Raw genomic sequence first — 21731 nt, forward strand, 5'->3', positions numbered from 1 at the left:
TGTTGTCCGACAAGGTAGTCGGCGCTACGGGTAGACCGGGGCGGTGGAGGTGGGGAGGTCTACTTGGCTGCCGATGTTTCCGCGGAGGGGGAGGAAGGTTCCTTGGCGGAGGGATTGTTCGATGTCTTCGAGGGAGTGGCCTTTGGTTTCGGGGACGAAGAAGAAGACGAATACCAAGGACAGGAGGTTGAAGAGGGCGTACATGATGAAGGCGGGGCCGAGACCCAGGGTGTCGATGGTGGTCAGGGCGGTGAGGGTGAGGAAGAGGTTGGAACCCCAGAGGGCTACGGCGTGCAGGCTGGTAGCGCGGTCACGGATGCTGAGGGGGTAGAGCTCGGAGCCGAGTAGCCAGCCGACGGCTTGCAGGCCGGCGGCGTTGCAGGCCATGTAGGCGAGCATGAGGGCGAGGGTGAGGTAGCGGTTGGGGTGGGCGGTGAGGACGAAGAGGAGTCCGAAGCCGAAGAGGAACAGGGTGGCGCCGGGGATGAGGGTGAGCATGAGCTGGCGGCGGCCGACGACGTCGACCAGGCGCTCGCCGACGGCGGTGAAGATCAGGTAGACGGCGGCGATGCCGAGGCCGGACCAGATGACGAGCCCCGTGCTGAAACCTGCTGCGCTGCCGAGGATTGTGTGCGAGTAGTAGATCATCATCTCCAGCCCGGAGAGCTGGGTGAAGGCGGCGATGCCGAGGCCGGCGACGAGCGCGGGGCGGGCCCACCGCTGGGTCAGGTTTGCCCACCCGCCACGGGATTCCTTGTTCTCCTGCTGGGAGATCGCCCAGATCTTCAGGGTCTCGTCGACGGCGGCGGACCGGTTCGGGCGCATCCAGCGCAGCACGACCCTGGCCTTGCCGACGGTGCCGTTCTCGATGAGCCAGCGCGGCGTCTCCGGTAGTTGCAGCATCGCGACGGCCAGCACGATCGCTGGGATGACCGCGATACCGATCATCCACCGCCAGTCGTCGCTGGCTTCGAACGTGCCGCCCGCGACCACGCTGACCAGGTTGGCGAGGAAGATGCCGACACCGATGGCGAGGTTGAAGAAGGTGACCATCGCCCCGCGGCGGTGGGGCGGGGCGAGTTCGGCGATGTAGGTCGGCACGATCTGTGAGCAGGCGCCGACCGCGAGGCCGAGGAAGAACCGGCAGATAGTCATCATCCACGCGTCTACTGCCAGCGCACAGGCCACGACCCCCACGGCGAACACGCAGGCGATGATGAAGATGGTTCTCCGCCGCCCCAGCGACTTCGACAGGGATCCGCCGATCAGGGCGCCGACGACGGCACCGGCGAGAATGGCGGCGGTGAGAATCTCCTGCTGGGTGTGGTCGATACCCCACTGCGCGGACATCTTGGGCAGCGCGCCGGAGATGATCCCGGTGTCGTAGCCGTAGAGCATGCCGCCCAGGGCGGCGAACAGCGCCACGATCAGGACATTACGATTGGCATTCTGCTTTTCGTCCCGCGTCGCTTTCTCCGGCGCGGAAATAACCATCTCGTAGCCATCGAGGTTGCGGCGGCGCAGGCGAGGAATGAAATTCCTGCGTCTGCTTATTGTCGAACGCTCGCTGGGCATACGCCCCAGTCGACCGTGCGCGCCCGACCAGCGCAAACGTAGCGGTCTTATTTGTGAACAGTATTACTTTCATGTTTGGCGTATTGCGTAGTTTCGGAGTATTGCGGCAGTTCTCGCGCGTCGGCGAGAACTGCCGCAGCGAAACTATGTGGCCGCCTCGACGGGAACGGGCTGGTCGGCCACCACCGTCTTGACCCGCCCGGCAGTAAGGACCACCACCAAGACCGCGGCGATCAGGCTGGTTATCGCGATGATCGAAGCCACCCGTCCCGTCGCGTCGCCGGTCGAGACACCGATCTGCCCGAAGACGACGGTCGCCACCGCCGCCCCGATAGCCCCGCCGAGGTTGTGGAACGTCCACGAGGCGCCCACCGCGAAGCCGGATCGGTTCGGCGGCACGGTCGAAATGGCCAGCACGGTCGCCGGTCCCAGCACCAAGGCCCACCCCGCGCCGAAGAGCACTAGCGCGACGAAGAGTACAGCCAGCAGATCACCGAACGCGGACCAGGCGATGCCCGCTCCCGCGAGGGTCAACAGCCCGAACCCCCACGGCAGCAACGAATGTGCGCCGAACTGATCAACGAACCGCCCCGCGACCGGCGAGGCGAGCGCGAGCGTCCCGCTGACGAGCAGCAGCACGAATCCCGCTTGCCGCACGTCGAAGTCGCGCCCCTGTGTGAGATACGTCGGAATCACCAGCAGCGCAGCGGCATAGAACAGCCCGAGCGAAAAATCCGAGACGATCGCCGCGACGAATCGCCGATTGCCGAACAGTGCCGGATCGATCAACGGATTCGCCGCCCGCCGCTCCGCGACGATCCCCACCGCGACCGAGACCACCAGGACGACCGCGGCGATGAGGACCCAGGGTGAAAGCCACCCCCGCAGGTCGCCCAGGACAAAGATGCCGACAGCCGACACCACGGCGAACGCGACAACGACCTGTCCGGCCCAGTCCGTGCCGCCGGTGGTGTCCGGCGGCACTTGGGGGACCGCGAAGGCAATCGCGACAAGGGCCGCGATGCCGAGCGGAATGTTGATCCAGAAGATCGACTGCCAGCCCAAGCTGGGCACCAACAGACCGCCGAGCACCGGACCGATGGCCAACCCCAGGCCGTTGACCGAGTACAGCCAACCGATGGCCTTGCCTCGATCACCCGGCGGGAACAGCGATTCCACCAGCGTCGAGGTGCTCGTGTAGAGCACAGCACAGGCCGCACCCTGCACGAAGCGCGCGACGAGCAGGACGCCGATCGACGAGGCAGCCGCCGCCCCCGCCGACGCGACCACGAACAGGGCAAGCCCGAACAGCAACACCTTTCGGCGTCCGAGATGATCGGCGACGCGCCCCGCCGTAACCATGAACATCGACAGCGCCATCAGGAAAACACCGAGGGTCAGTTCGGTGTTCGACGTACCGGCCTGCAAGTCGGCCCCGATGGCGGGCAGCGCGGTGGTGACGATGGTGAGGTCGATGCACCCGAGGAACGACGCCACCGCCAGCCCGCCGAACCCGATGACGCGCCGCGGGGCCGGGATCTCGAGGGTCACAGCTGCGCCTCCGCCGCGGAGTTCAGCGCCGACTTGCGCTTCTTGAATCGCAAAGGGAGCCAAGCGACGCGGTCCGGATGCTCGGGTTCGACGAACAGCTCCCGCGTGCGCCCCATCGCGGCGGAGATGCGCTGCGGGTAGATGACGAAGTCGAAGCCCTCGTGCGCCCAGAGCGGCATGATGATCGGGCATTCCTCCAAAAGGTATGCGCGGCAGGAGGTCCGGACCGCCTCCTGGTCGACGTCGGGTTCGCGCGCCAGCCGTCGCTCGATGAACCGGTCGATGGTGCTGTCGATGGCATGCCGATACGGCTCATCGGTCTCGTAGGCGTGCTCGATGGCGTCGTAGAGATCGCCGTAGCGGGGATGGGACAGCGCGAAGTCCCAGCGCAGAATGTTTGTCGGGCAGTCGATCTGGTCCAGGTAGCCCTGGTTGCGGGCGATCCACTGGTCGCCGGCGATGCGGGCACGGGCGTGCCGGTCTCTGTCGGTGCCGCCGCTGAGGTTGTGGCGTTGCAAGGTGTCCGCGACGGCGATCGCGCAGCGCCCGAAGTTCGAGCGATTGATCAAATCGATGGTCGCGGCGAGTTTTTCGCCCTCGTGATAGTCCGCGCCGACGCTGACCAGCAGGACGGTGGAGCGACCGTCGGTGGTGATGCCGTCCGAGCGTAGGTCGTAGGCGGCCTTGTGCGACGCGGAGAGCAGCGTAGTCGTGGTCATCAGCTCCACACCTTCAGCGACTCGGCCGGATCGGTGACCCCGATGAAGAGGCCGATGGTGATGCGGGGGCGGTCCTGGGAGGGCGCGACCGCGTGCACCCGGCGCGGATCGATGAAGATCGCATCGCCCACGCGCGGTGTGATGACCAGCGCGGGATCGCCGACCGCGGCGCGGTCGATGCCGTACACGCGGTCGCCGGATCGGTCTCGATATTCGCGCTCGTCGGGATAGTCGTCCCAGATCTGTAATTCGCCGCCGCGCTCCGGCACGTCCAAATAGACATTGACCGACAGCTGCCGAGTGATCCGAATATCGAAGTCCGACGGCAGGTTGCGGCCGACATTGTCGGTGTGTGGCTCCAGATCCACCCCCGCCAGCTGATAGCGCGCAACACCGGCGAAGAAGGCCTGCCCATTGCGCCGCAGCAAACTCGCCCCGGCCGGCCAGATCTCGTCGAGCAGCAGCCGCAGGTCGTCCGCGGGGTACGAATACGGCGAGGCGATATCGCGCAGCCGATCGATATTGTCGCGCGCCTCGTCGAAGTACCGTCCGCGCCCGGCGTCGGTGCTCGTCTCCGAGAACGCGTGCCCGATCCGGCGGAACTGCGGGTCGGTTGCCAGCGGGCCATGGTCCTGCCTGCCGACGAAGGCGTGGCGCAGGTGGTCGAGCGCGTCCGGCCGGACGAAGCCGGCCAGTCGCACCGCGTGCACGTCGCCGTTCAGCAGTGCGGTCAGCGATTCGTGGTCGAATCCCTGCCTGGTGGTGTCCAGCACGCGGTTTCCGAGAGTTGGCGTGGCCGTGGTCATGTCGTTCCCCTCTAGTTGTCGCTCGATGGACCGGGCACAGGCCCAGGCACGAGAGGGGAGGGCGTTTCGGACATGAGTCGACCCCCGTCTCTCGAGAGGGCTCCAGCACACCGACGGAGCCCGCGCTTGCCCGGACCGCTTGACGCGGCTCGGCCTGGTCTTGACCCGGGGCACCCCGCCGCGGTTGGAGGGTTGCCGGCCAGCTAGCCGGGGACTTGACGCTGGCACTCTTGACCTGAGGTAAGCGTGCCGCCCGCCAGAAGCGTTGTCACGCTTTAGAATCGCACTGAGTTATGAATCCGGATGGAAGGATTTCACCCGGCGATGCGGAACGTCGTGGCAGGTCAGCCGCCGAGCAGGCCGAGGCCGCGCAGTTCGAGCGCGGCGAGCCGGCGCACCGTGGCGTCGTCGCCGCGCCGCCAAGCGTCGACCACGTCCGAGTCGATCCGGTCCAGCTTGCGCAGCGGCTGATTGGCGAGGGCGCGCAGGGCGAGCAGATCGCGTCCGCCGGGGACGGCGCGCAGGCGGGCTGCTGTTGCGGCCCTGCGCATCCAGCGCACCCGCAGCGGCAGCCAGACGAACAGCACCAGTCCGAGCGGGACGATCAGTAATCCTATGGCGAGCGCCATGGCGAGATCGTTGACCACCGCCTGCTGGTCGCTGCCGGCCTCCGCCATGGACCGCGCCGCCGCGGACGCGCGCTCGAAGGGGGAGGTGAGATCGTCGCCCACCATCGGCACCCGGCCGACCTTGCGGCCGACATCACCGAGGCTGTCGGCCATGCCGCCGCCCGCGCCCTCCAGCTTCTGGCCGGGCACGCCGAGCTTCTGCACCAGATCGTGCACCCAAAGCGCGGCCATGACCGAGAAGTAGACCCAGGCCACCACCAGCAGATCCGTGACCAATTGACGGGCGGCGACGGAAGCCCGATCGGCATAAATCCTCACCCGTTCGGAATTCCCCGGTGCGCCGATCGAAAACAGCACTTTCCCGCTCCCCAGTTATTCCTCAGTCGAGTTGCGGGACCAAATGTGGTTCCTTGATGAGGAATTCGACAGACCGAAGTGCGGCCCGCGCCGTCCGGGTCGAAATCGCGAACCACTCGAGGAGCTTTGCCATGCCCTTGTTACGACGCATGTTCGCAATCATGCTCGGCGCGTTGATCATCGTCGCGATGTCGGTCGCCACGGGATCGGCCGCGCCCACCGAAGAACGAGAAGTGTTCTCCCCGGACGGCACCATCGGCCGCGTGGTCCTGCCGGTTCGGCCGGAAGCCCCGGCGCCGCGCTCGGCGGTGCAGGCCGACGTGGTGACGATCCAGCAGACCGGGCCGTCCAGTCAGCGGTTCGATCTGGTGTTCGTCGGCGACGGATACACCTCGAGCCAGCTGGACATCTACAAGCAGCACGCCGTCAACCGGTGGAACGAGATCGCCCAGGTCGAACCGTTCAAGACCTACAAGAACTCGTTCAACGTTTGGGCGGTCAACGTGGTGTCCCAGCAGTCCGGCGTCGACAACGATCCACGCGGCACCATGCGGAACACCGCCCTGGACATGACGTTCTGGTGCGGCGGCACCGAGCGGCTGCTGTGTGTGAACGAGACCAAGGCCTTGCAGTACGCGCGGTTAGCGCCCGAGGTCGACCAGGTGGTCGCGCTGGCCAACACCACCAAATACGGCGGGGCAGGCGGCAAGGTGGCGACGTCGTCCGGCGGCAACGCGCAGTCGGGGCAGATCGTGGTGCACGAGCTCGGGCACTCGGTGGCCGGCCTGGCGGACGAGTACGACTACCCGAACGATCGGTACACCGGGCGGGAGCCGCGTGAGGTGAACGCCTCCACCTACACCAGCGCGCAGATGCAGCAGAACAAGGCCAAGTGGTACCAGTACCTCGGCAAGCCGTCGCCGGACGGTGGCGTGGTCGGCACCTACGAGGGCGCCGTCTACCACAAGCGCGGGGTGTACCGGCCGACGCAGAACTCGCTGATGCGCTCGCTCGGTCGTGAATTCAACCTGATCGGGTTGGACGCGATGAAGGCCGCGATCGAGCGGAAGGCCCCGCCGACCCAGCACTGATTCATCACCGGATGCCCGGCCGCCCCGGCCGGGCATCCGAGGTAATTCCCCTGAGCCAGCAGGTATTTCGAGTCTCGCACGGGAGCACCTCGTGATGAGTTGTGAAGGAGAACGCAATGGCATCCAGACAGCATCAGCACAGACGTGACCGGGGCGGGCCGCGCACCCGCGTGGTCGCGGCCCTCGGCTGGACCGTGCTGACCCTGCGACGGTTATCGCGGCTGACCCTGTTGGTCGTGGCCGCGGCACTGCTCCTGTCCGGCGCGCCCGCGCTGGCCGACCCGACGAACGGCCCGGATGTCACCGGCGGCGAGGCACAGCCGACGTTCAACCCGAAAGCGCCGGTCCGGCAGGACCTTTGGGTGCGTGCCCCCGTGGACAGCGACCGGGACGGCAAGGACGACGAGGTGCACGTCCAGGTCGTCCGTCCGGCCGGCGCCACTGGCAAGCTGCCGGTGGTGTACCAGGCGAGCCCGTACTTCTCCGGCGGTAACGATGTCGCCAACCACAATGTGGACGTCGAACTCTATGTGCCCGACGGCGCGGACGGGCGGCGGATGGCCCCGGCACCGGGCGAGCTGCGCGCGCGGGTGGCCGAGGACCTGCGGGTCGCGGGCATCACCGTCGCCAACGGCCAGATCACCTGGCAGTACGAGGAATTCTTCCTGGCTCGCGGCTACGCCGTGATGTACGGCGAGTCGCTGGGCACCGGCACCTCCACCGGCTGCCCGACCTCGGGCGCACGCAACGAGACCATCGGCGCGCGGGCCCCGATCGACTGGCTCAACGGCCGGGCGAAGGCGCGGGACGCGCAAGGTAAAGCCGTGGTGGCCAATTGGGCCAGCGGCAAGGTCGGCATGATGGGTGTGTCCTACAACGGGACGCTGCCCAACGCGGTCGCCGCCACCGGCGTGCCCGGGCTGGAAGCGATCGTGCCCATCGCCGCGATCAGCAGCTGGTACGACTACTACCGTGCGGCAGGCGCGGTGGTCGCTCCCGGCACCTACCAGGGCGAGGACGCCGACGTGCTGGCCAAGTACGTCTACACCAGGGCCGACCGGAACGTCTGCACACCGGTGATCGACAAGCTCCAGAAAGACCAGGACCGGGTCACCGGTGATTACATCGGTTTCTGGAACGAGCGCAACTACCTCAACGATGTCGGCAAGGTGCGGGCCGCGGTACTGGCCGTGCACGGTCTCAACGACTTCAACGTCAAGACCAAGCACGTCGCGCAGTGGTACGACGCCCTGAAGAAAGCCGGTGTGCCGCACAAGATCTGGCTGCACCAGTCCGGCCACACCGACCCGATCAGCCTGCGCCGGGACGAGTGGTTGCGCACCGTGAACCGCTGGTTCAGCAAGTACCTGCTCGGCCGGGACAACGGGATCGACCGCGAGCCGAAGTCCACCATTCAGCGCGAGGACAAGTCCTGGGTGAACGAGCCGGAATGGCCCGCACCGGCCACCTCGGCCGCGACCGCGGTGTTCCAACCGGGCGGCCGCAATACCGGCGGACTCGCGACATCCGGACCGGGGCGGGTCACCGAATCACTCGACGACGACGCGACGAAGCTGGCCTCGACCCTGGTCGCGGCGCCGAGTTCGCCGAACCGGTTGGCGTACTTCTCCAAGACCACCACGGCTCCGCTGCGGATCAGCGGCACGGTCGACGTCGCCCTCCGGCTGTCCTTCCAGCGTCCGGCGGCCAATGTCACTGCGCTGCTGGTGGATCGGGCCCCCGACGGCAGTTCCAAGATTGTCACGAGGGGTTGGGTGGACCCGCAGAATCGGGACTCGATCGACAAGACCAGCCCGATCACCCCGGGTAAGGAGTATGCGATCAACCTGTCCATGCAACCGCACGACTACGTGCTGGCGCGTGGACACAAGCTGGGTGTGGTGGTGTTGTCCAGTGACAACGAGTACACCCTGCGGCCCAAGCCGGGACCCGGCTTCGGGATGAACCTGGCCGAAACCAAGGTCTCGTTCCCGGTGGTCGGCGGGCAGGCCGCCCTCAAGGCCGCGATCGGCTGACCCACCGCGATCCGGTCACGCCCGAAAACCAGTGGGCGTGACCGGATCTCCGGTGTCTACTGCTTGGCCGCCACCGCGATCAACTCGCTGACCGCGCCCGGCGCGGAGACGCTGACCGCATGCGACGCCGAGATCTCGACGGTGTGCGCGGACGCACGCTCGGCCATGAACCGCTGGGCCTGCACCGGGATGTTCTTGTCCTCGGTGGTGAGCAGGGCGAACGCGGGGATGTTTCGCCAAGCCGCCGCGGTCGCCGGCTCCTGGAGTGCGGCGAGCGCGACCGGCCGCTGAGTCGCCGCCATCAGTTCGGCGGCGTTCGCGGGCACGTCGGCGGCGAACTGGGCGGGGAACTCGTCCTGACGGATGTACAGCTCGGTGCCCGAATTGCCGTCCGCGAGGGGGTAGTTCGCGGGACGGGTGGTCGGGCCGAGGGTGGAGCCGGGGAACTTGTCGGTCAACTCCAGCGCGCTTTCGCCCTCGGCGGGGATGAAGGCGGCGATGTAGACGAGCGCCGTCACGTTCACCTTGCCCGCCGCGGCGACGGTGATGACGCTGCCGCCGTAGGAATGACCGACCAGGACGCACGGGCCGTCGATGTCATCGAGGACCGAGCCGATGTAGGCGGCGTCGCTGTCCAGGCCGCGCAGCGGGTTGGCTGCGGCTACGACGGAATGTCCTTGTGCGCGCAGCTTTTCGATGACGCCGTGCCAGCTGGACGAGTCGGCGAACGCGCCGTGCACCAGCACGATGGTGGGCGAGGAGGTACTCACGAATGTTCCTTAGGTCCGGAGGAATTGGTCACGCGGTGTGCAGGGCGGCGCGCAGCACGGAAACCGCCTGGGCGACAGCCGCTTTGGCGGCGTTGGTGTCGTGCATCGAGTTGACCATGACGAAGTCGTGGATGATGCCCCCGTAGCGCGCCTGGATCACGGGCACGCCCGCGGTACGCAGCTTGCCCGCGAACGCCTCGCCCTCGTCGCGCAGCACGTCGTTCTCGGCCGTGATGACCAGCGCGGGCGGCAGGCCCGACAGCTGCTCGGTGCTCGCACGCAGCGGCGACGCGGTGATCTGGGCGCGGTCCTCGGCGCTGGTGGTGTACTGATCCCAGAACCACTGCATGCCTTCGCGAGTCAGGAAGTAGCCTTCCGCGAAGCGCTGGTAGGAGCCCGTGTCGAAGTTGGCGTCGGTCACCGGGTAGAACAGCACCTGCTGCACGAACGAGACGTCGCCGCGCTCCTTGGCCATCAGCGTGAGGGCGATGGCCATGTTCCCGCCGACCGAATCACCGGCGACCGCAATGCGGGTCGGGTCCAGTGCCTTTTCGGCGCCCTGGGTGCTGACCCACTGGGCGACTCGATAGGACTGCTTGTTGGCCACCGGGTAGCGGACGTCGGGCGAGCGGTCGTACTCGGGGAAGACGACCGCCGCGTGCGCACCGACGGCGAGGTCGCGGACCAGGCGGTCGTGGGTGTGCGCGTCACCGAAAACCCAACCGGCGCCGTGGGTGTAGACGATGACGGGCAAGGTTTCGGTGACGCCCTGCGGCCGAACGATCCTGGCCCGCACCGAACCGGTCGGCCCGCCGTCGATGGTGATCCACTCTTCATCGATCTCGGGCTTGTAGATCGGCGCGTCCTGCACCGAATCCACTGCCTTGCGGCCCTCTTCCGGCGGCAACTGGTAGAGGAACGGGGGCTGGGAGGTCGCGTCGACGAACTCTTGTGCGGCGGGCTCCAGGGAGATTCCGTGCGGGTTTCCGGTCATTGAGAATCCTTTCGATAGGGAGTTGCGGGAGTTTCGAGAGGTCAGGCCAACTCGGCGAGCGCGCCGGTGATGACGGCGGCGACCTCGGCGGGGTGGGTCTGCATGACCAGGTGCGGTGCGTCGATCTCGACCACCGAGCGCAGCCCCGCGCGCTGGTAGCCGAACCGCTCGACCTCGGGATTGATGGTGCGGTCGGCGCTGGACACGATGCCCCAGCCCGGCTTGGTCTTCCAGGCCGCCGCGGTTGCGGCCTCGCCGAACGCGATCGCGGAGAGTGGCCGCTGGGAGACCGCGAGCACCTGCGCCCGCGCCTTGTCGAGCCCTGCCGCGAACACCTCGGGGAAGGCGGCGATGTCGACCGACACGTCGGTGCCCGGCTCGCCGTCGCGGACCGGATACGGCGCGTAGACGAGGTTGGCGGCCAGGTCGGAGTCCGGGAAGCCACCCTGCAATTGCCCGAGGCTCTCGCCGACTTCGAGGACATAGCCCGAAACGAACACCAGACCGACCACATTGTCGGCGACCCCGGCGACCGTGATCACCGCGCCGCCGTAGGAATGGCCCGCCAGCAGCACCGGCCCGTCGATCTGCTCGACGAACGACTTGAGGTAGGCCGCGTCCTCGGACAGGCTGCGGTTGAACACCGGCGGCGCCAGCACCCGGTGACCCTCGGCGAGCAGCCGCTCGGTGACCGGTGCCCAGCTGGCGGCATCGGCGAAAGCGCCGTGCACGAGAACAATGGTTGTCGCGGAAGACATGGAGTTCCTTTCTCGATCACTCGGATCGATGGCGTTGTGCCGCACTCAGTTTCCGATGAGCAACCCGTCCGGCGCCCCTCCACACCGGCCGCAAAAGCCCCCGATCAGGACACGGCGGCGGTCATCGGCTCGAACGCGGCGGTCGCGCCGGTGGAGCGAAAACGCTGCTGGTACTTGCGCGGTGAGATGCCGAGCCTGGCCACGAACGCGCGACGCAAGGCCTCGCTGCTGCCATATCCGGCGCTCATCGCAGCCTCGGTGACGCTGTGCCCGGCGTGCAGCAGGTCCCTGGCAACCCCGAAGCGGATGAAGGCGACGTATTCGGCGGGGGAGCGTTCGAGCTCGGCGCGGAACAGCCGGGTCAGGTGCCGGACGCTGACCATGGCATGCGCGGCCAAAGTTTGTACGGTGTGTGGAAACGCCGGGTCCGCGCAGATCAGGTCGACCACCTTGCGCACCAGCGGACTACGCGGCACGGGTCCGGTCAGTGAGGCCGAGAACTGCGATTGCCCGCCCGCGCGCTGCATGTACACCACCAGCAACTGCGCGACCCGGCGGGCGACGTCGGCGCCGTAGTCCTCCTCGACCAGCGCGAGCGCGAGATCGACGCCGGCCGCGACGCCCGCGGAGCTGTAGAGATTGCCGTCGCGCACGAAGATCGCATCGGGGTCGACCGCGACGGCCGGGTACTTGCGCGCCAGATCCGCGGCGAACTTCCAGTGCGTGGTCGCGCGCCTGCCGTCGTAGAGGCCCAGTTCGGCGACGACGAAGGCGCCGCTGCAGATCGAGGCCAGCCGGCGCGTGTTCCAGGACAGGTGCCGGGCGGCGGCGATCAGCTCGGGGGTGACGAACTTCGCGGGCGGCAGTTCGCTGCCCGGGATCACCACGGTGTCGAAGCGACCCGCGTCGGCGGCCGCGGCGCTGACCTCGATGCGCGCGCCGATCGAGGTCTGCACGTCCCGGCCGTCGGCGGAGAGCAGGACCACCTCGTAACCGGGCGCAGTCTGGTTGGCCTCCACGAAAACCTCTGCCGGACCGACGAAGTCGAGCATCTTGACGCCGTCGAAGACCAGGATGCCGACCCGTCGGCGGGGCGGCGCAGCGAAGTTGGGGGCCATGTCAACCATTGTTGTGGAGTCACGCCTCCAGAACAAGCGATGTGGGCGATATCGCACAACGGTTGGTACGGTGAGGCCATGGGACGGCCACGACAGTTCGACGAATCGGGCCTGCTCGACGCCGCTACCGAGCTGTTCTGGTCGCAAGGTTTCGACGAGACGTCGGTCGAGGACATCTCCCGCGCGACCGGCGTCGGCAACGGCAGCGTCTACGCCGCCTACGGCAACAAGCAGGGCTTGTTCCTCGCCGCGTTCGAACGCTACTGCGAGCGGCGCGCCAGGTTCGTGCGCGAGGTCGTCGGATCGGCGCCCGGATCCGCGCGGGCCGCGGTGCGCGCGCTGTTCCGAGCGATCATCGACGATTGTGCCGCGCAACCGAACCGGCGCGGGTGCCTGATGATCAACAGCATCGCCCAGTTGAGCGGCCGGATCCCCGAGGTCGCCGCCATCGGGGCCAAGACCACCGCGGCGATGGAGCAGGGCGTCGCCGAACGGCTCTCTCCCGCACTGCGCCTCGGCGACGGCACAGTGGACGAAGCCGCGCTCTCGGCACACAGTGCGAACATCATCGTCGTGGCGCAGGGCCTGATTCAGTTGAGCCGCTTGGGTACTCCGCGCGCACGCCTCGGTGAGATCGCCGATGTCTCCAGTGCCGCACTGCCCGCGGCCTGGGCCGATCGGGTAGCCGGCTGAACTACGGCGCGGACTCGCGTGGTTACAGCTCCGCGGCGGCGGCCAGCAGCAGATCCCGCGACCGCTGCGGTGTTTCGGCTTGGACAGCGAGCTGATCCATCACCTCGCGGTAGAGGTGCAGATCCTCCCGGCGATCCAGGTAGAGCGCGCTGGTCAGCTGTTCGAGGTAGACGATGTCGGGCAGCTCGGCTTCGGCGAAGCGGAGCATGGTGAACGAACTGCCCGCCGCCGGGTGACCGCCCGCGTGGTAGGGCAGCACCTGGATGGTCACCCGCCGGCTTTCCGACATCGCCACCAGATGTTCGATCTGCTTGCGCAGCACTGCCGTGCCGCCGATCGGCCGGTGCAGCACGGCCTCGTCCAGCACCGCCCACAGTGCCGGCCCGTGCTCGGTGCTGAGAATTTCCTGGCGCTTCTTGCGCAGCTCCACGCGCCGGGAGGCCTCGGCGTTCTGGTGGCCGACCGCGATGACGGCGTGGGTGTAGTCCTCGGTCTGCAACAAGCCGGGAACCAGCTGGCCCTCGAAGGTTCTGATGGTCTGCGCGGCGCCCTCCAGTCCGAGATAGGTCTCGAACCAGGATGGCAGCAGGTCGTTGTAGCGGTGCCACCAGCCGGGCTCGTTGGCCTTGCGCGCCAGATCCAGGAACATCTCGCGCTGGTCTTCCTCGGTGACGCCGTAGAGCGTCAGCAGATCGAGGATGTCGCGGTCCTTGTATCCGGTCCGGCCCAGTTCGAGTCGGCTGATCTTGGCGTGCGAGCCACGAATGTGGTCGCCCGCCGCCTCGCGAGTGATGCCACATCCCTCGCGTAATTTGCGCAGCTGTCCACCGACCGCGATGCGGAGCGCCGTTGGGCCGCGCTCCGCAACCCGCGAGTCGATACCCTTGATCCGGACCGGTTCCGCGACCATGACCTCTACTCCGATTCTCGAAATCCATCGGCGAAATCCGCGCCTGCTCCCGTGACGAACTTCACCGCGCCACCCTTGATGGTATCGCGCTGGAACGTCATTTCAACCGCACTTGCAGCTGAGTATGCAGATGGCGTTGCGCGTCGGCCGCGAATCGCCCAGTGGCGAAGGTGAAGTCCGGTGGGTCAGGCGTCGATCGGCCGGGGGTACGCGCTGCGCATCGACAGCCACCTGATGTCGAGGTCTTGCTCGAGGTAGTCCATGCGGTGCTCCCAGAACTCCTTCATGTGTGGCAGCTCGAGGTGGCGATCGAGGTCCGCCTTGGATCGCCACACCTCGTAGAAGACGAAGCTGCCGGGATCGTCTTTGTCCTCGTGGAAGTGATACTCGAGCGCGCCGGCTTCCGCACGGGTCGGTGCGACGAACGACAGCAGCAGCTCGCGCAACTCGGCGGCGCGCTCGGGTTTGGGGCGGGCGAATCCGACGAGCGCGAACGGAACATCCGGGGTAGGTACGATCTCAGTCATACCTACGGACGATAGGGCGTCGCGAGGTACGATGCAATTCGTACCTGACGCGAAAGGTGAGCAGTGCCCGACCACGACGACCAGCCCAGCCCCGCGGAGATGGACCTCGGCGCGATCTTCGCCGCCCTCGCCGACCGGCACCGCCGCGCCGTCGTGCTGGCCCTGCTCGCCGAGCCGGACGGGACCGAACGCCATTGCAGCTCGTTCGAGCTGCCGGTATCCAAAGCCACACTCACCCACCACTTCCGGACGCTGCGCCAAGCGGGGCTGATCCGGCAAGTCAATCGGGGCAACAGCAATATGGCTCAGTTGCGCCGAGCCGAACTGGAGCAGCGCTTCCCCGGGTTGATGGAGCTGCTGCGTGCCGAAGTGGTGGCAGCTGATCGCGCCACCGACACCGCCTAGGGCTGTCCGGTTCTGCGGTAAGGGACAGCGGTTGGCCGCGAAGTGTTGGCCCGGAGTTGGTGCGGCGGATACGTCCCATCGCGGACACTCGAATCGGCAAGAGAGTCAACATGACTCGGTTCATGGTGCGCAGCGGCGCGGGTGCGCGCCGGGCAGGGTGAACTGCCCGAGGCTACTCGGAAGGATTCGTGTGATGTTCGGTAGAGCAGCGGTGGCGAGCGCGTGTGCGCTGGCCGCGATCTTGCTATCGGTTCCACCCGCCGCCAATGCGTGGGGCGCGCAGGGGCACAACACCACCGGGGCGATCGCCGACCTGCGGTTGACCGCGGCGGCGCGGGACGAGGTCGCCCGCTTGCTCGCAGGCGAGCCCGATCCCACGCTCGCGGGGGTGGCCAACTGGGCCGACGAGGTGCGCGCCAATGATCCCGAGCTGGGCAAGATCTCAGCGCCGTGGCACTACGTCAACATCGGCGAGAACGGCTGCGTCTACGACCCGGCGGTGAACGGCAACAACGGTCAGAACGTCATCGAGGCGTTGCGCAGGCAGACCGCCACGCTCGCCGACCGGAGTCGTCCGGCCGCCGACCGTGGCCAGGCTCTGAAGTTCGTCGTCCATTTCGTCGGCGATATCCACCAGCCGATGCACGCGGGATACGCGCGCGACCGCGGCGGGAACGAGGTCAGGGTGGAATATCTCGGCCGCAGCACCAATCTGCACTCGGTGTGGGACAGCCGGATGCTCGACACCCGGCACGCGAGCAACGCCGAGGAATTGCAGCGGCTGCTGGCCCTGCCCGCCCCCGATCTGCCTCCGACGCAACCGGATACCGATCCGATTCGCTGGGCGGAGGATAGCTGCCGGGTCCTGGAAACCCCGGGGGTCTATCCGGCCTCGTCCACCATCGGTGACGAGTACACCCGCCAATTCCTGCCGATAGCCGAGACTCGCCTGCGCCGCGCGGGGGAGTTGCTGGGACGTCTGGTCAACGCGGTGCTCGACCCGTCGGTGGGCACGGGCTCGGCGGGCTAGCCGATGCACGACTGAGCCGGGCCCGTTTTTCCACGGGCCCGGCTCGTATGTGCGGTCGATTACTGCTTTTCGGTCACGACTGCGAACAGGTCGTCATAGACCTTCGGCTTGGCCGGGGGCGGCGTGGCCGAACGGGGCGCGCGCTTCGAATTCGAATCGAAGGTCGCGTCGGTCGGCTTGTACGCGGGCTTGCCCTTGTCGGTCAGCCAGGTCTTGAACAACGCATTCGTGCTGCGGCCGGTGACGGCGTTCGCCAGGTCGATGAAGTCGGAGACCTTGGCATTGCTGTACTGGTACTTGGTCAGCCACTCGCGGATCAACCGGAAGAACACCTCGTCGTTGTTGATCGCGCTACGCAGTGCCTGGATGGCCAATGCGCCGCGGCTGTACAACTCGGCGGGCAGCACATTGGCGGGCCCGGGATCGGTCAGTACGACATTCCAATCGATCCTGGTCGACGTGGCGTAGGCGTAGTCGGCGATTTCCGCCGCGGTGCCGGTGCCGTTCTTCTCCGACCAGAGGTACTCCATGTAGCTGGCCCAGCCCTCGTTCAGCCAGCCGTCCTTCCAGGTGGCGACGGAGATCGAGTCGCCGAACCACTGATGGGCCATCTCGTGCACGACGACCGAATCATTCTTGCCGCGCCGGAAGAATCCGTCGGTGTAGGTCGGCATCGTCTGGGTTTCCAGGGCGAAGCCACCCATCTTCGCGTCCACCAGGCCGCCGGTGGACTCGAACGGGTACGGCGTGAGCGCGCTGGCGAGCCAGTCGGTGATCTCCGGTGTCCGTTCGATGCTGGCCTTGGCGTTGGCGCGGATCGTCGGGTTGAGGTCGGTCGAGTACGCGGTGAGGTTCGGCCTGGCCGGGGTGCCGCTGTTCTGGCCGCCGCGCTCGTACTTGCCGACCGCGAGGAAGGTGGCGTACGTCATCTGCGGGTGCTTGCTGAGCCAGTTGTGCCGCTTCCAGCCCGGAATGTTCTGGGTGACACTGGTTTCCACGCCGTTGGAGAACACGTCCATGTCGGCCGGTGCGAGCACCGACACCGCGTAGGTCGCTTTGTCGGTGGGGTGGTCGTTGCTCGGGTACCACCACTCGGCCGAGAACGGCTCGTTGGAGATCAGTGCGCCGTTGGCGTTCTCGACCCAGTTGCGGGCGCCCGCCTGATTCTGCACGCGCGACGGGATGTCGTTGTACGCGACGACGGTGGTGAACTCGGTGCCGGTCGGCAGGTTCACCGGCACGGTCACGGCGAGCTTGTCCTTGCCGAGATTGTATTTGGCGGGCTTGTTCTCGACGAGCACCGACTGGGTCTGCAAGAGGAAGTCGAAACCGATAGCGGTGCCGGCTTTCAAATCCTGCTTGGCTTTCGCGGTGATCGTTGTCGTCCCGGACAAACGGCCCGAGGACGGCTCGAACTTCAGGTCGATACTGTAATTGGAGACATCGTATGCGGCACTGCCGATATTAGGGAAAACGGGATCGCCGATGCCGGGCACTGTCGCCGCGGATGCGGTTCCCATGCTGGCCGCGAGCGCTGCGACCACCAGCAGCGGAACCGCTCGGGCCGTGGCAGTATGCACCAAGGGATAACGTCTCATAAAGCGAACTCCAATGTGTCGGGCACGAGGATTGTTTCGAGCAAACGCCGATATCCCTCCGCGTCCTCGGCCGGGGCATTTCGCTACACAGCGAATCACATCGGAGTGGCCATCTCCACCTGCTGATCAACTGGGGAATTCGATGAGAAGTGCTGGTAATCCGTAATGGCGCAAAGGATTCTGCGCATTGTGACTAGTTGCCGCGGGCGATACCGCTTTCCCTTGATCATCGCAGTAGCGGCATGGCGCAGCGCCACGTGTCGACGATGGGTTACGCCGCCTGGCGACCGGCGCGGAAACTGGTTCCGCGCCGGTCATTCAAGGGTCAGGCGAAGCTCACCTGAGCGGTGACGGCGAGGGTCGACAGGCCGTTGGTGCGGCAGCCCTGGTTCGGTTGCGCACTACGCGCCGCCACCGTGATCGCATCACCGTTCAGCTGACCGGCGGTGACGTTGGCGCTGAACGCGATACCGGTGATCGGGTCCGGGCTGATCCGCCAGTCGAGGGAGCTGTCGCCCCCCGATACCCAGGCGATCGTGCCATTTCCCTTGGCGGTGACCAGCAATCCGCACGGATTGAAGCCGCCTGCGGTGGCCGTAGCATCGCCGGCGGCGGTCAGCTTGCCGGACCGGAGCGCGGTGTACTTTCCGTTGCGGGAAGTGCAGTTGGTCAGGTCTCCGCTGATCGACACCTTCGCGCTGCCGCCGGCCCGCAACGGCGGCTCGAGGGTGAGATTCAAAGTCGCCGAACAACTCAGGTCGCCGTCGGCGGCCTGCGCGGGTGCTGCGGGCAGCACGGCGAGCGCCGCCGCGAGCGGGGCTGCCGCAGCCAGCATGGACATGGTTCGGATGCGTCGTCGTACCATTTCGTACTCCTACTGTGTGCTGTTGGCACGGTGTTTCAGGGACGATCCAGCTGCCCCCGGCGGAATACGCTCCACCGAAGGCAGATTCACGATACGATCCCCGCCGCCGCAGCACCCGAAACCGACTGCGCCCCAATGCCTGACGTGCACCAACGCGCAACTGGGGAGATCAGACCGGTACACCGCCGTAGGTCCTGCGGTACTTGGCCTCCAGGAAAGACAGCACACCGAACGCGATCAGGCCCAGCGAGATCAGGATGAGAAGCCATGGGCCGAACGGCTTTCCGACGAAATCGCGCAGCACCGCGTCGATCCCCTTGGCTTCGGCCGAATCGTAGTTCAGCGCGGCCACGACGGCGGCGAGGCCGATGCTGACGACGATCGCGCCCCGCGCGAGGTAGCCGATGCGCCCGAGCCAGACCGCCGCCTCGCGCGAACCGCGCGTCATCCAGCCCATGCGCAGGTCGTCCACGAATTCGAGGGTCAAGCCGCGGGCGGTTTGCCAGATGCCGAAGGCGATGATGGCCAATCCGATCAGCAGCACGACCACCGTGCCGCCGTCCCAGCTCAGGATGCGGGCGGTGAGATCGCGGGCGATGGCGTCGCTCGGCTTGGGCGTGCGGCCGTGCACCACGTAGCGGAAGGTGCCCAAAAATGCCAGGGCGTAGACGATTCCGGAGACCACGGCATAGAACCGGTGGCCGCCGGAGTACGTCCGCCGCGCGCCGGCGACCTGGGTTATCCGCCAGATGACGAGGGCGGCGAAGCCGAACACCAGAACCCACAGCAGCAGATACCCGAACGGTTTGGTGGCGATGGCGGCGAGTGCCCCACCGCCGTCCGGGTCGTGCTCGGCCGTGCCGATCGCCAGCATGAAGCCGATGAGGCCGATGGTGATGTAAGCGATGCCGCGCGCGATGAACCCGAAGCGGGCCGCCGTTTCCAACCCGCCCGAACTCGTGGACCGGCTGCGCCGCCCGTTGCCGGAACGCCGGTTCCAGCTGGATCGGCCCCATCGGGACCGCCGGCCGCTGCGCACCGTACCGACCCGATCGCGGCGCCGATATCTGTTCGCACTTCGGAAGAAGCTCATGGTTACCTCATCTCTCACCGCCCGTAATGCCCACTTCGTGACGATTGACACGGCGCACGAGGTTTCTTCGAGCGCCGAGATCCGCTGTGGCGCGCGCGGAGTCGGCGTGCCTGGTCGAACAGGGTTGGTGCGCAACGAAGTCCGGGGACCAACTGGCGGCACGACAACCCGACTGGGGAAGTCAGCGCATCGTCCGCGCAGCCTGGTCCGACCGATTGTGACGCAGGACATAAGGCCTGCCACCGACCGGAGTGAAAATTGGTCGGACGAGTCGCTTACCGTTTAGGGCGTTATGAACTTTTTCGCGACAGTCGTGCACCTGGTCGCCAGGCTGCATGTGGATCTGGGCCGGTTGGCCGCGCAGCTGTGTTGCTGACGCGTGCGCACACCTCACCAGATCCCCTGATTTGTCTTGGATGGTTCCCTTGTCTTCACCTAGTTCGCGCAGCCGTACCCTGAATCCGCTGCGCTGGTCGTTCGGCGTCCAGATCCTGCTCGGCCTGCTGGTCGGTATCGCCGCGGGCTTCCTCGCCCGCGCGACCGGCTCGGCCTGGCTCACCAGCACGCTGACCCAGGTCGGCAGCATCTTCGTGCAGCTGCTCAAGCTCGCGGTGCCGCCGCTGGTGTTCACCGCGGTGCTGGTGAGCGTGGCCGGATTGCGGCACGTCACCAATGCGGCCCGGCTCGCCGGTCGCACCCTGCTGTGGTTCCTGGGGACCGCGCTGATCGCCGTTGCGGTCGGCATCGTGCTCGGCCTCGTCACCAATCCCGGTCGCGGCGTCGACCTTTCGCTGGTCGGTGCGAAGGAGCCCACCTCGAAGGGTGGCTGGACCGACTTCCTCACCGGCATCATCCCGACGAACGTGGTCGGCGCATTCACCAACGGCAATGTGCTGCAACTGGTGTTCCTGGGCGCGGTGCTCGGCTTTGCCGCGTTGAAACTCGGCGACGCCGCCAAACCCTTTCTGACACTGGCCGAGTCGGTGCTGGAGCTGGTGCAGAAGGCGCTGTGGTGGGTGATCCGGCTCGCGCCGATCGGCACCGCGGGACTGATCGGCAAGGCGATCGCCAGCTACGGCTGGGACCTGCTGCGGCCGCTGGCCACGTTCACCGTCGCGGTGTACGCGGGCTGCCTCATCGTGCTCGTCGTGGTCTACCCGATCCTGTTGCGCACCGTGGGCGGTGTCAGTCCGGTTCGGTTCTACGCCAAGGCTTGGCCCGCACTGGAATTGGCGTTCGTGTCGCGTTCGTCGATCGGCACCATGCCGCTGACCCAGCGGATGGTCACCGAACGGCTCGGTGTGCCCAATGAATACGCGTCGTTCGCCGTGCCGTTCGGCGCGACCACGAAGATGGACGGCTGCGCGGCGGTGTACCCGGCGCTGGCGGCCATCTTCGTCGCCCAGATCACCGGAACGCAGCTCGACCTGCGCGACTATCTGCTGATCGCGTTCGTCTCCGTGGTCGGTTCCGCGGCGACCGCCGGTCTCACCGGTGCCATCGTGATGCTCACCCTGACCCTGTCCACCCTCGGTCTACCGCTGGCGGGCGCGGGCTTGCTGCTCGCGATCGACCCGATCCTGGACATGATCCGGACCGCGACGAATGTGGCCGGGCAGATGGTGGTGCCGGTGCTGGTGGCGAAGCGGGAGGGCATCCTCGATCAGGAGGTCTTCGATCAGCCGTCGGCGTCGTTGACCGCGCCCGAGTCGAAACCGGAGCCCGTGCCCGCGGCGGCCTGATTGAACGAAGTCGTCGCGGGTAGTTCGCAGCGACGACGAAAGGGGTCTCTCATGACACGTGCGAAAGATACCGACGACGAGCGCGACGAGCCCAAGGGCGGCCGTCCGGGGCCGAGCGACGAGGGTGGCGAGGGTGGGATGGCGACCCGGGAGGTCGCTCCGGACCTGGCCACGCCCGACGACACCCAGGAACCACCGGACTGATCGGTGCGCTTACTACCGGACTGCCCCAACAATTGACGGCTGAGCACGAAATGGATGCTCGGATAATATTGGGGCAGTCCGGAATTTTGTTCCGGTATTCGATCTAGTTCGGTCTCCGGGGGGTGATCAATTCATCGGCGGTCGGCTGCCCTAGCTGATCGTTTCACCAGCTCGGAGGCATGCGCACTCGATCGGTCGTGCCGACCGGTCGACGCTCGGGGGAGCGCGCTGCTCAGCACTACAGATAAAACGGGGGGCGG

The 21731-nt window shown here is 66.9% G+C and carries 21 protein-coding genes and 1 riboswitch; of the genes, 7 read left to right on the plus strand and 14 right to left on the minus strand.

The genetic code is table 11. The features are described 5' to 3' along the window. Positions 1 to 24: 24 nt before the first annotated feature. The 5 genes from IBX18_RS08775 to IBX18_RS08795 form a co-directional block, all read right to left on the minus strand. Entirely contained in the window at positions 25 to 1494 is a 1470-nt protein-coding gene (locus IBX18_RS08775) for a sugar porter family MFS transporter (protein WP_228540606.1), read from the minus strand. A 225-nt stretch (positions 1495 to 1719) separates the two neighbouring features. After that, positions 1720 to 3126, minus strand: a complete 1407-nt coding sequence (locus IBX18_RS08780) for an MFS transporter (RefSeq protein ID WP_194833228.1) — start codon at positions 3124 to 3126, stop codon at positions 1720 to 1722. Next, positions 3123 to 3845, minus strand: a complete 723-nt coding sequence (locus IBX18_RS08785) for a tRNA-dependent cyclodipeptide synthase (protein WP_194833229.1) — start codon at positions 3843 to 3845, stop codon at positions 3123 to 3125. Before IBX18_RS08785 ends, IBX18_RS08780 begins: the two co-directional genes overlap by 4 nt. After that, complete coding sequence (locus IBX18_RS08790; protein ID WP_194833230.1) at positions 3845 to 4651, minus strand: 2OG-Fe(II) oxygenase; 807 nt, start codon at positions 4649 to 4651, stop codon at positions 3845 to 3847. Before IBX18_RS08790 ends, IBX18_RS08785 begins: the two co-directional genes overlap by 1 nt. Before the next feature lie 117 nt (positions 4652 to 4768). Next, positions 4769 to 4887: riboswitch (SAM riboswitch) on the minus strand. A 108-nt stretch (positions 4888 to 4995) separates the two neighbouring features. After that, positions 4996 to 5598, minus strand: a complete 603-nt coding sequence (locus IBX18_RS08795) for a hypothetical protein (protein ID WP_194833231.1) — start codon at positions 5596 to 5598, stop codon at positions 4996 to 4998. Between the two features lie 170 nt (positions 5599 to 5768). Here IBX18_RS08795 and IBX18_RS08800 point away from each other — a divergent pair, with 170 nt between their 5' ends. Together IBX18_RS08800 and IBX18_RS08805 are read left to right on the plus strand one after the other, a co-directional pair. Further along, entirely contained in the window at positions 5769 to 6728 is a 960-nt protein-coding gene (locus IBX18_RS08800) for a M64 family metallopeptidase (RefSeq protein ID WP_194833232.1), read from the plus strand. A gap of 116 nt (positions 6729 to 6844) precedes the next feature. After that, positions 6845 to 8764 carry a Xaa-Pro dipeptidyl-peptidase gene (locus IBX18_RS08805; protein ID WP_228540607.1) on the plus strand — a complete coding sequence of 640 codons (1920 nt, stop codon included), beginning with the start codon at positions 6845 to 6847 and terminating at the stop codon, positions 8762 to 8764. Between the two features lie 56 nt (positions 8765 to 8820). On the opposite strand, the gene IBX18_RS08810 is transcribed toward IBX18_RS08805, so the two are convergent. The 4 genes from IBX18_RS08810 to IBX18_RS08825 form a co-directional block, all read right to left on the minus strand. Next, positions 8821 to 9534 (minus strand): alpha/beta fold hydrolase, encoded by a 714-nt coding sequence (locus IBX18_RS08810; protein ID WP_194833233.1) that lies wholly within the window; start codon positions 9532 to 9534, stop codon positions 8821 to 8823. A 28-nt stretch (positions 9535 to 9562) separates the two neighbouring features. After that, a complete protein-coding gene (locus IBX18_RS08815) occupies positions 9563 to 10528 on the minus strand; it encodes an alpha/beta hydrolase (RefSeq protein WP_194833234.1) in 966 nt (321 codons plus the stop codon). Between the two features lie 41 nt (positions 10529 to 10569). Further along, positions 10570 to 11286, minus strand: coding sequence for an alpha/beta fold hydrolase (locus IBX18_RS08820; RefSeq protein WP_194833235.1), 717 nt, complete (start codon positions 11284 to 11286; stop codon positions 10570 to 10572). Between the two features lie 104 nt (positions 11287 to 11390). Next, the gene (locus IBX18_RS08825) at positions 11391 to 12404 is read right to left on the minus strand and encodes a GlxA family transcriptional regulator (protein ID WP_194833236.1); all 1014 of its coding nucleotides are present in this window, start codon (positions 12402 to 12404) and stop codon (positions 11391 to 11393) included. A gap of 78 nt (positions 12405 to 12482) precedes the next feature. Between IBX18_RS08825 and IBX18_RS08830 the strand changes: the two genes are divergently transcribed. Further along, on the plus strand, positions 12483 to 13097 hold the full coding sequence (locus IBX18_RS08830; RefSeq protein WP_194833237.1) for a TetR/AcrR family transcriptional regulator: 615 nt from the start codon (positions 12483 to 12485) through the stop codon (positions 13095 to 13097). A gap of 22 nt (positions 13098 to 13119) precedes the next feature. On the opposite strand, the gene IBX18_RS08835 is transcribed toward IBX18_RS08830, so the two are convergent. Together IBX18_RS08835 and IBX18_RS08840 are read right to left on the minus strand one after the other, a co-directional pair. Beyond that, entirely contained in the window at positions 13120 to 14007 is an 888-nt protein-coding gene (locus IBX18_RS08835) for a helix-turn-helix transcriptional regulator (RefSeq protein ID WP_194833238.1), read from the minus strand. Between the two features lie 185 nt (positions 14008 to 14192). Next, positions 14193 to 14534, minus strand: a complete 342-nt coding sequence (locus tag IBX18_RS08840; protein WP_194833239.1) for a putative quinol monooxygenase — start codon at positions 14532 to 14534, stop codon at positions 14193 to 14195. 63 nt (positions 14535 to 14597) lie between these two features. Here IBX18_RS08840 and IBX18_RS08845 point away from each other — a divergent pair, with 63 nt between their 5' ends. Beyond that, positions 14598 to 14939, plus strand: coding sequence for a helix-turn-helix transcriptional regulator (locus IBX18_RS08845; RefSeq protein ID WP_194833240.1), 342 nt, complete (start codon positions 14598 to 14600; stop codon positions 14937 to 14939). A 193-nt stretch (positions 14940 to 15132) separates the two neighbouring features. Continuing rightward, positions 15133 to 15969 carry a S1/P1 nuclease gene (locus IBX18_RS08850; protein WP_194833241.1) on the plus strand — a complete coding sequence of 279 codons (837 nt, stop codon included), beginning with the start codon at positions 15133 to 15135 and terminating at the stop codon, positions 15967 to 15969. 59 nt (positions 15970 to 16028) lie between these two features. Here IBX18_RS08850 and IBX18_RS08855 read toward each other — a convergent pair whose 3' ends face one another. The 3 genes from IBX18_RS08855 to IBX18_RS08865 form a co-directional block, all read right to left on the minus strand. Continuing rightward, positions 16029 to 17567, minus strand: a complete 1539-nt coding sequence (locus tag IBX18_RS08855) for a M1 family metallopeptidase (protein ID WP_147128112.1) — start codon at positions 17565 to 17567, stop codon at positions 16029 to 16031. 325 nt (positions 17568 to 17892) lie between these two features. Beyond that, positions 17893 to 18432 (minus strand): hypothetical protein, encoded by a 540-nt coding sequence (locus IBX18_RS08860; RefSeq protein ID WP_194833242.1) that lies wholly within the window; start codon positions 18430 to 18432, stop codon positions 17893 to 17895. Between the two features lie 169 nt (positions 18433 to 18601). Further along, complete coding sequence (locus IBX18_RS08865) at positions 18602 to 19525, minus strand: DUF1206 domain-containing protein (protein WP_228540608.1); 924 nt, start codon at positions 19523 to 19525, stop codon at positions 18602 to 18604. A gap of 416 nt (positions 19526 to 19941) precedes the next feature. Between IBX18_RS08865 and IBX18_RS08870 the strand changes: the two genes are divergently transcribed. Beyond that, complete coding sequence (locus tag IBX18_RS08870) at positions 19942 to 21267, plus strand: dicarboxylate/amino acid:cation symporter (RefSeq protein ID WP_194833243.1); 1326 nt, start codon at positions 19942 to 19944, stop codon at positions 21265 to 21267. A gap of 51 nt (positions 21268 to 21318) precedes the next feature. Continuing rightward, entirely contained in the window at positions 21319 to 21471 is a 153-nt protein-coding gene (locus tag IBX18_RS08875) for a hypothetical protein (protein WP_186818197.1), read from the plus strand. Positions 21472 to 21731 lie beyond the last annotated feature (260 nt).

This window comes from Nocardia sp. XZ_19_369 (genome assembly GCF_015355715.1).
In the GTDB taxonomy this organism is placed as follows: domain Bacteria; phylum Actinomycetota; class Actinomycetes; order Mycobacteriales; family Mycobacteriaceae; genus Nocardia.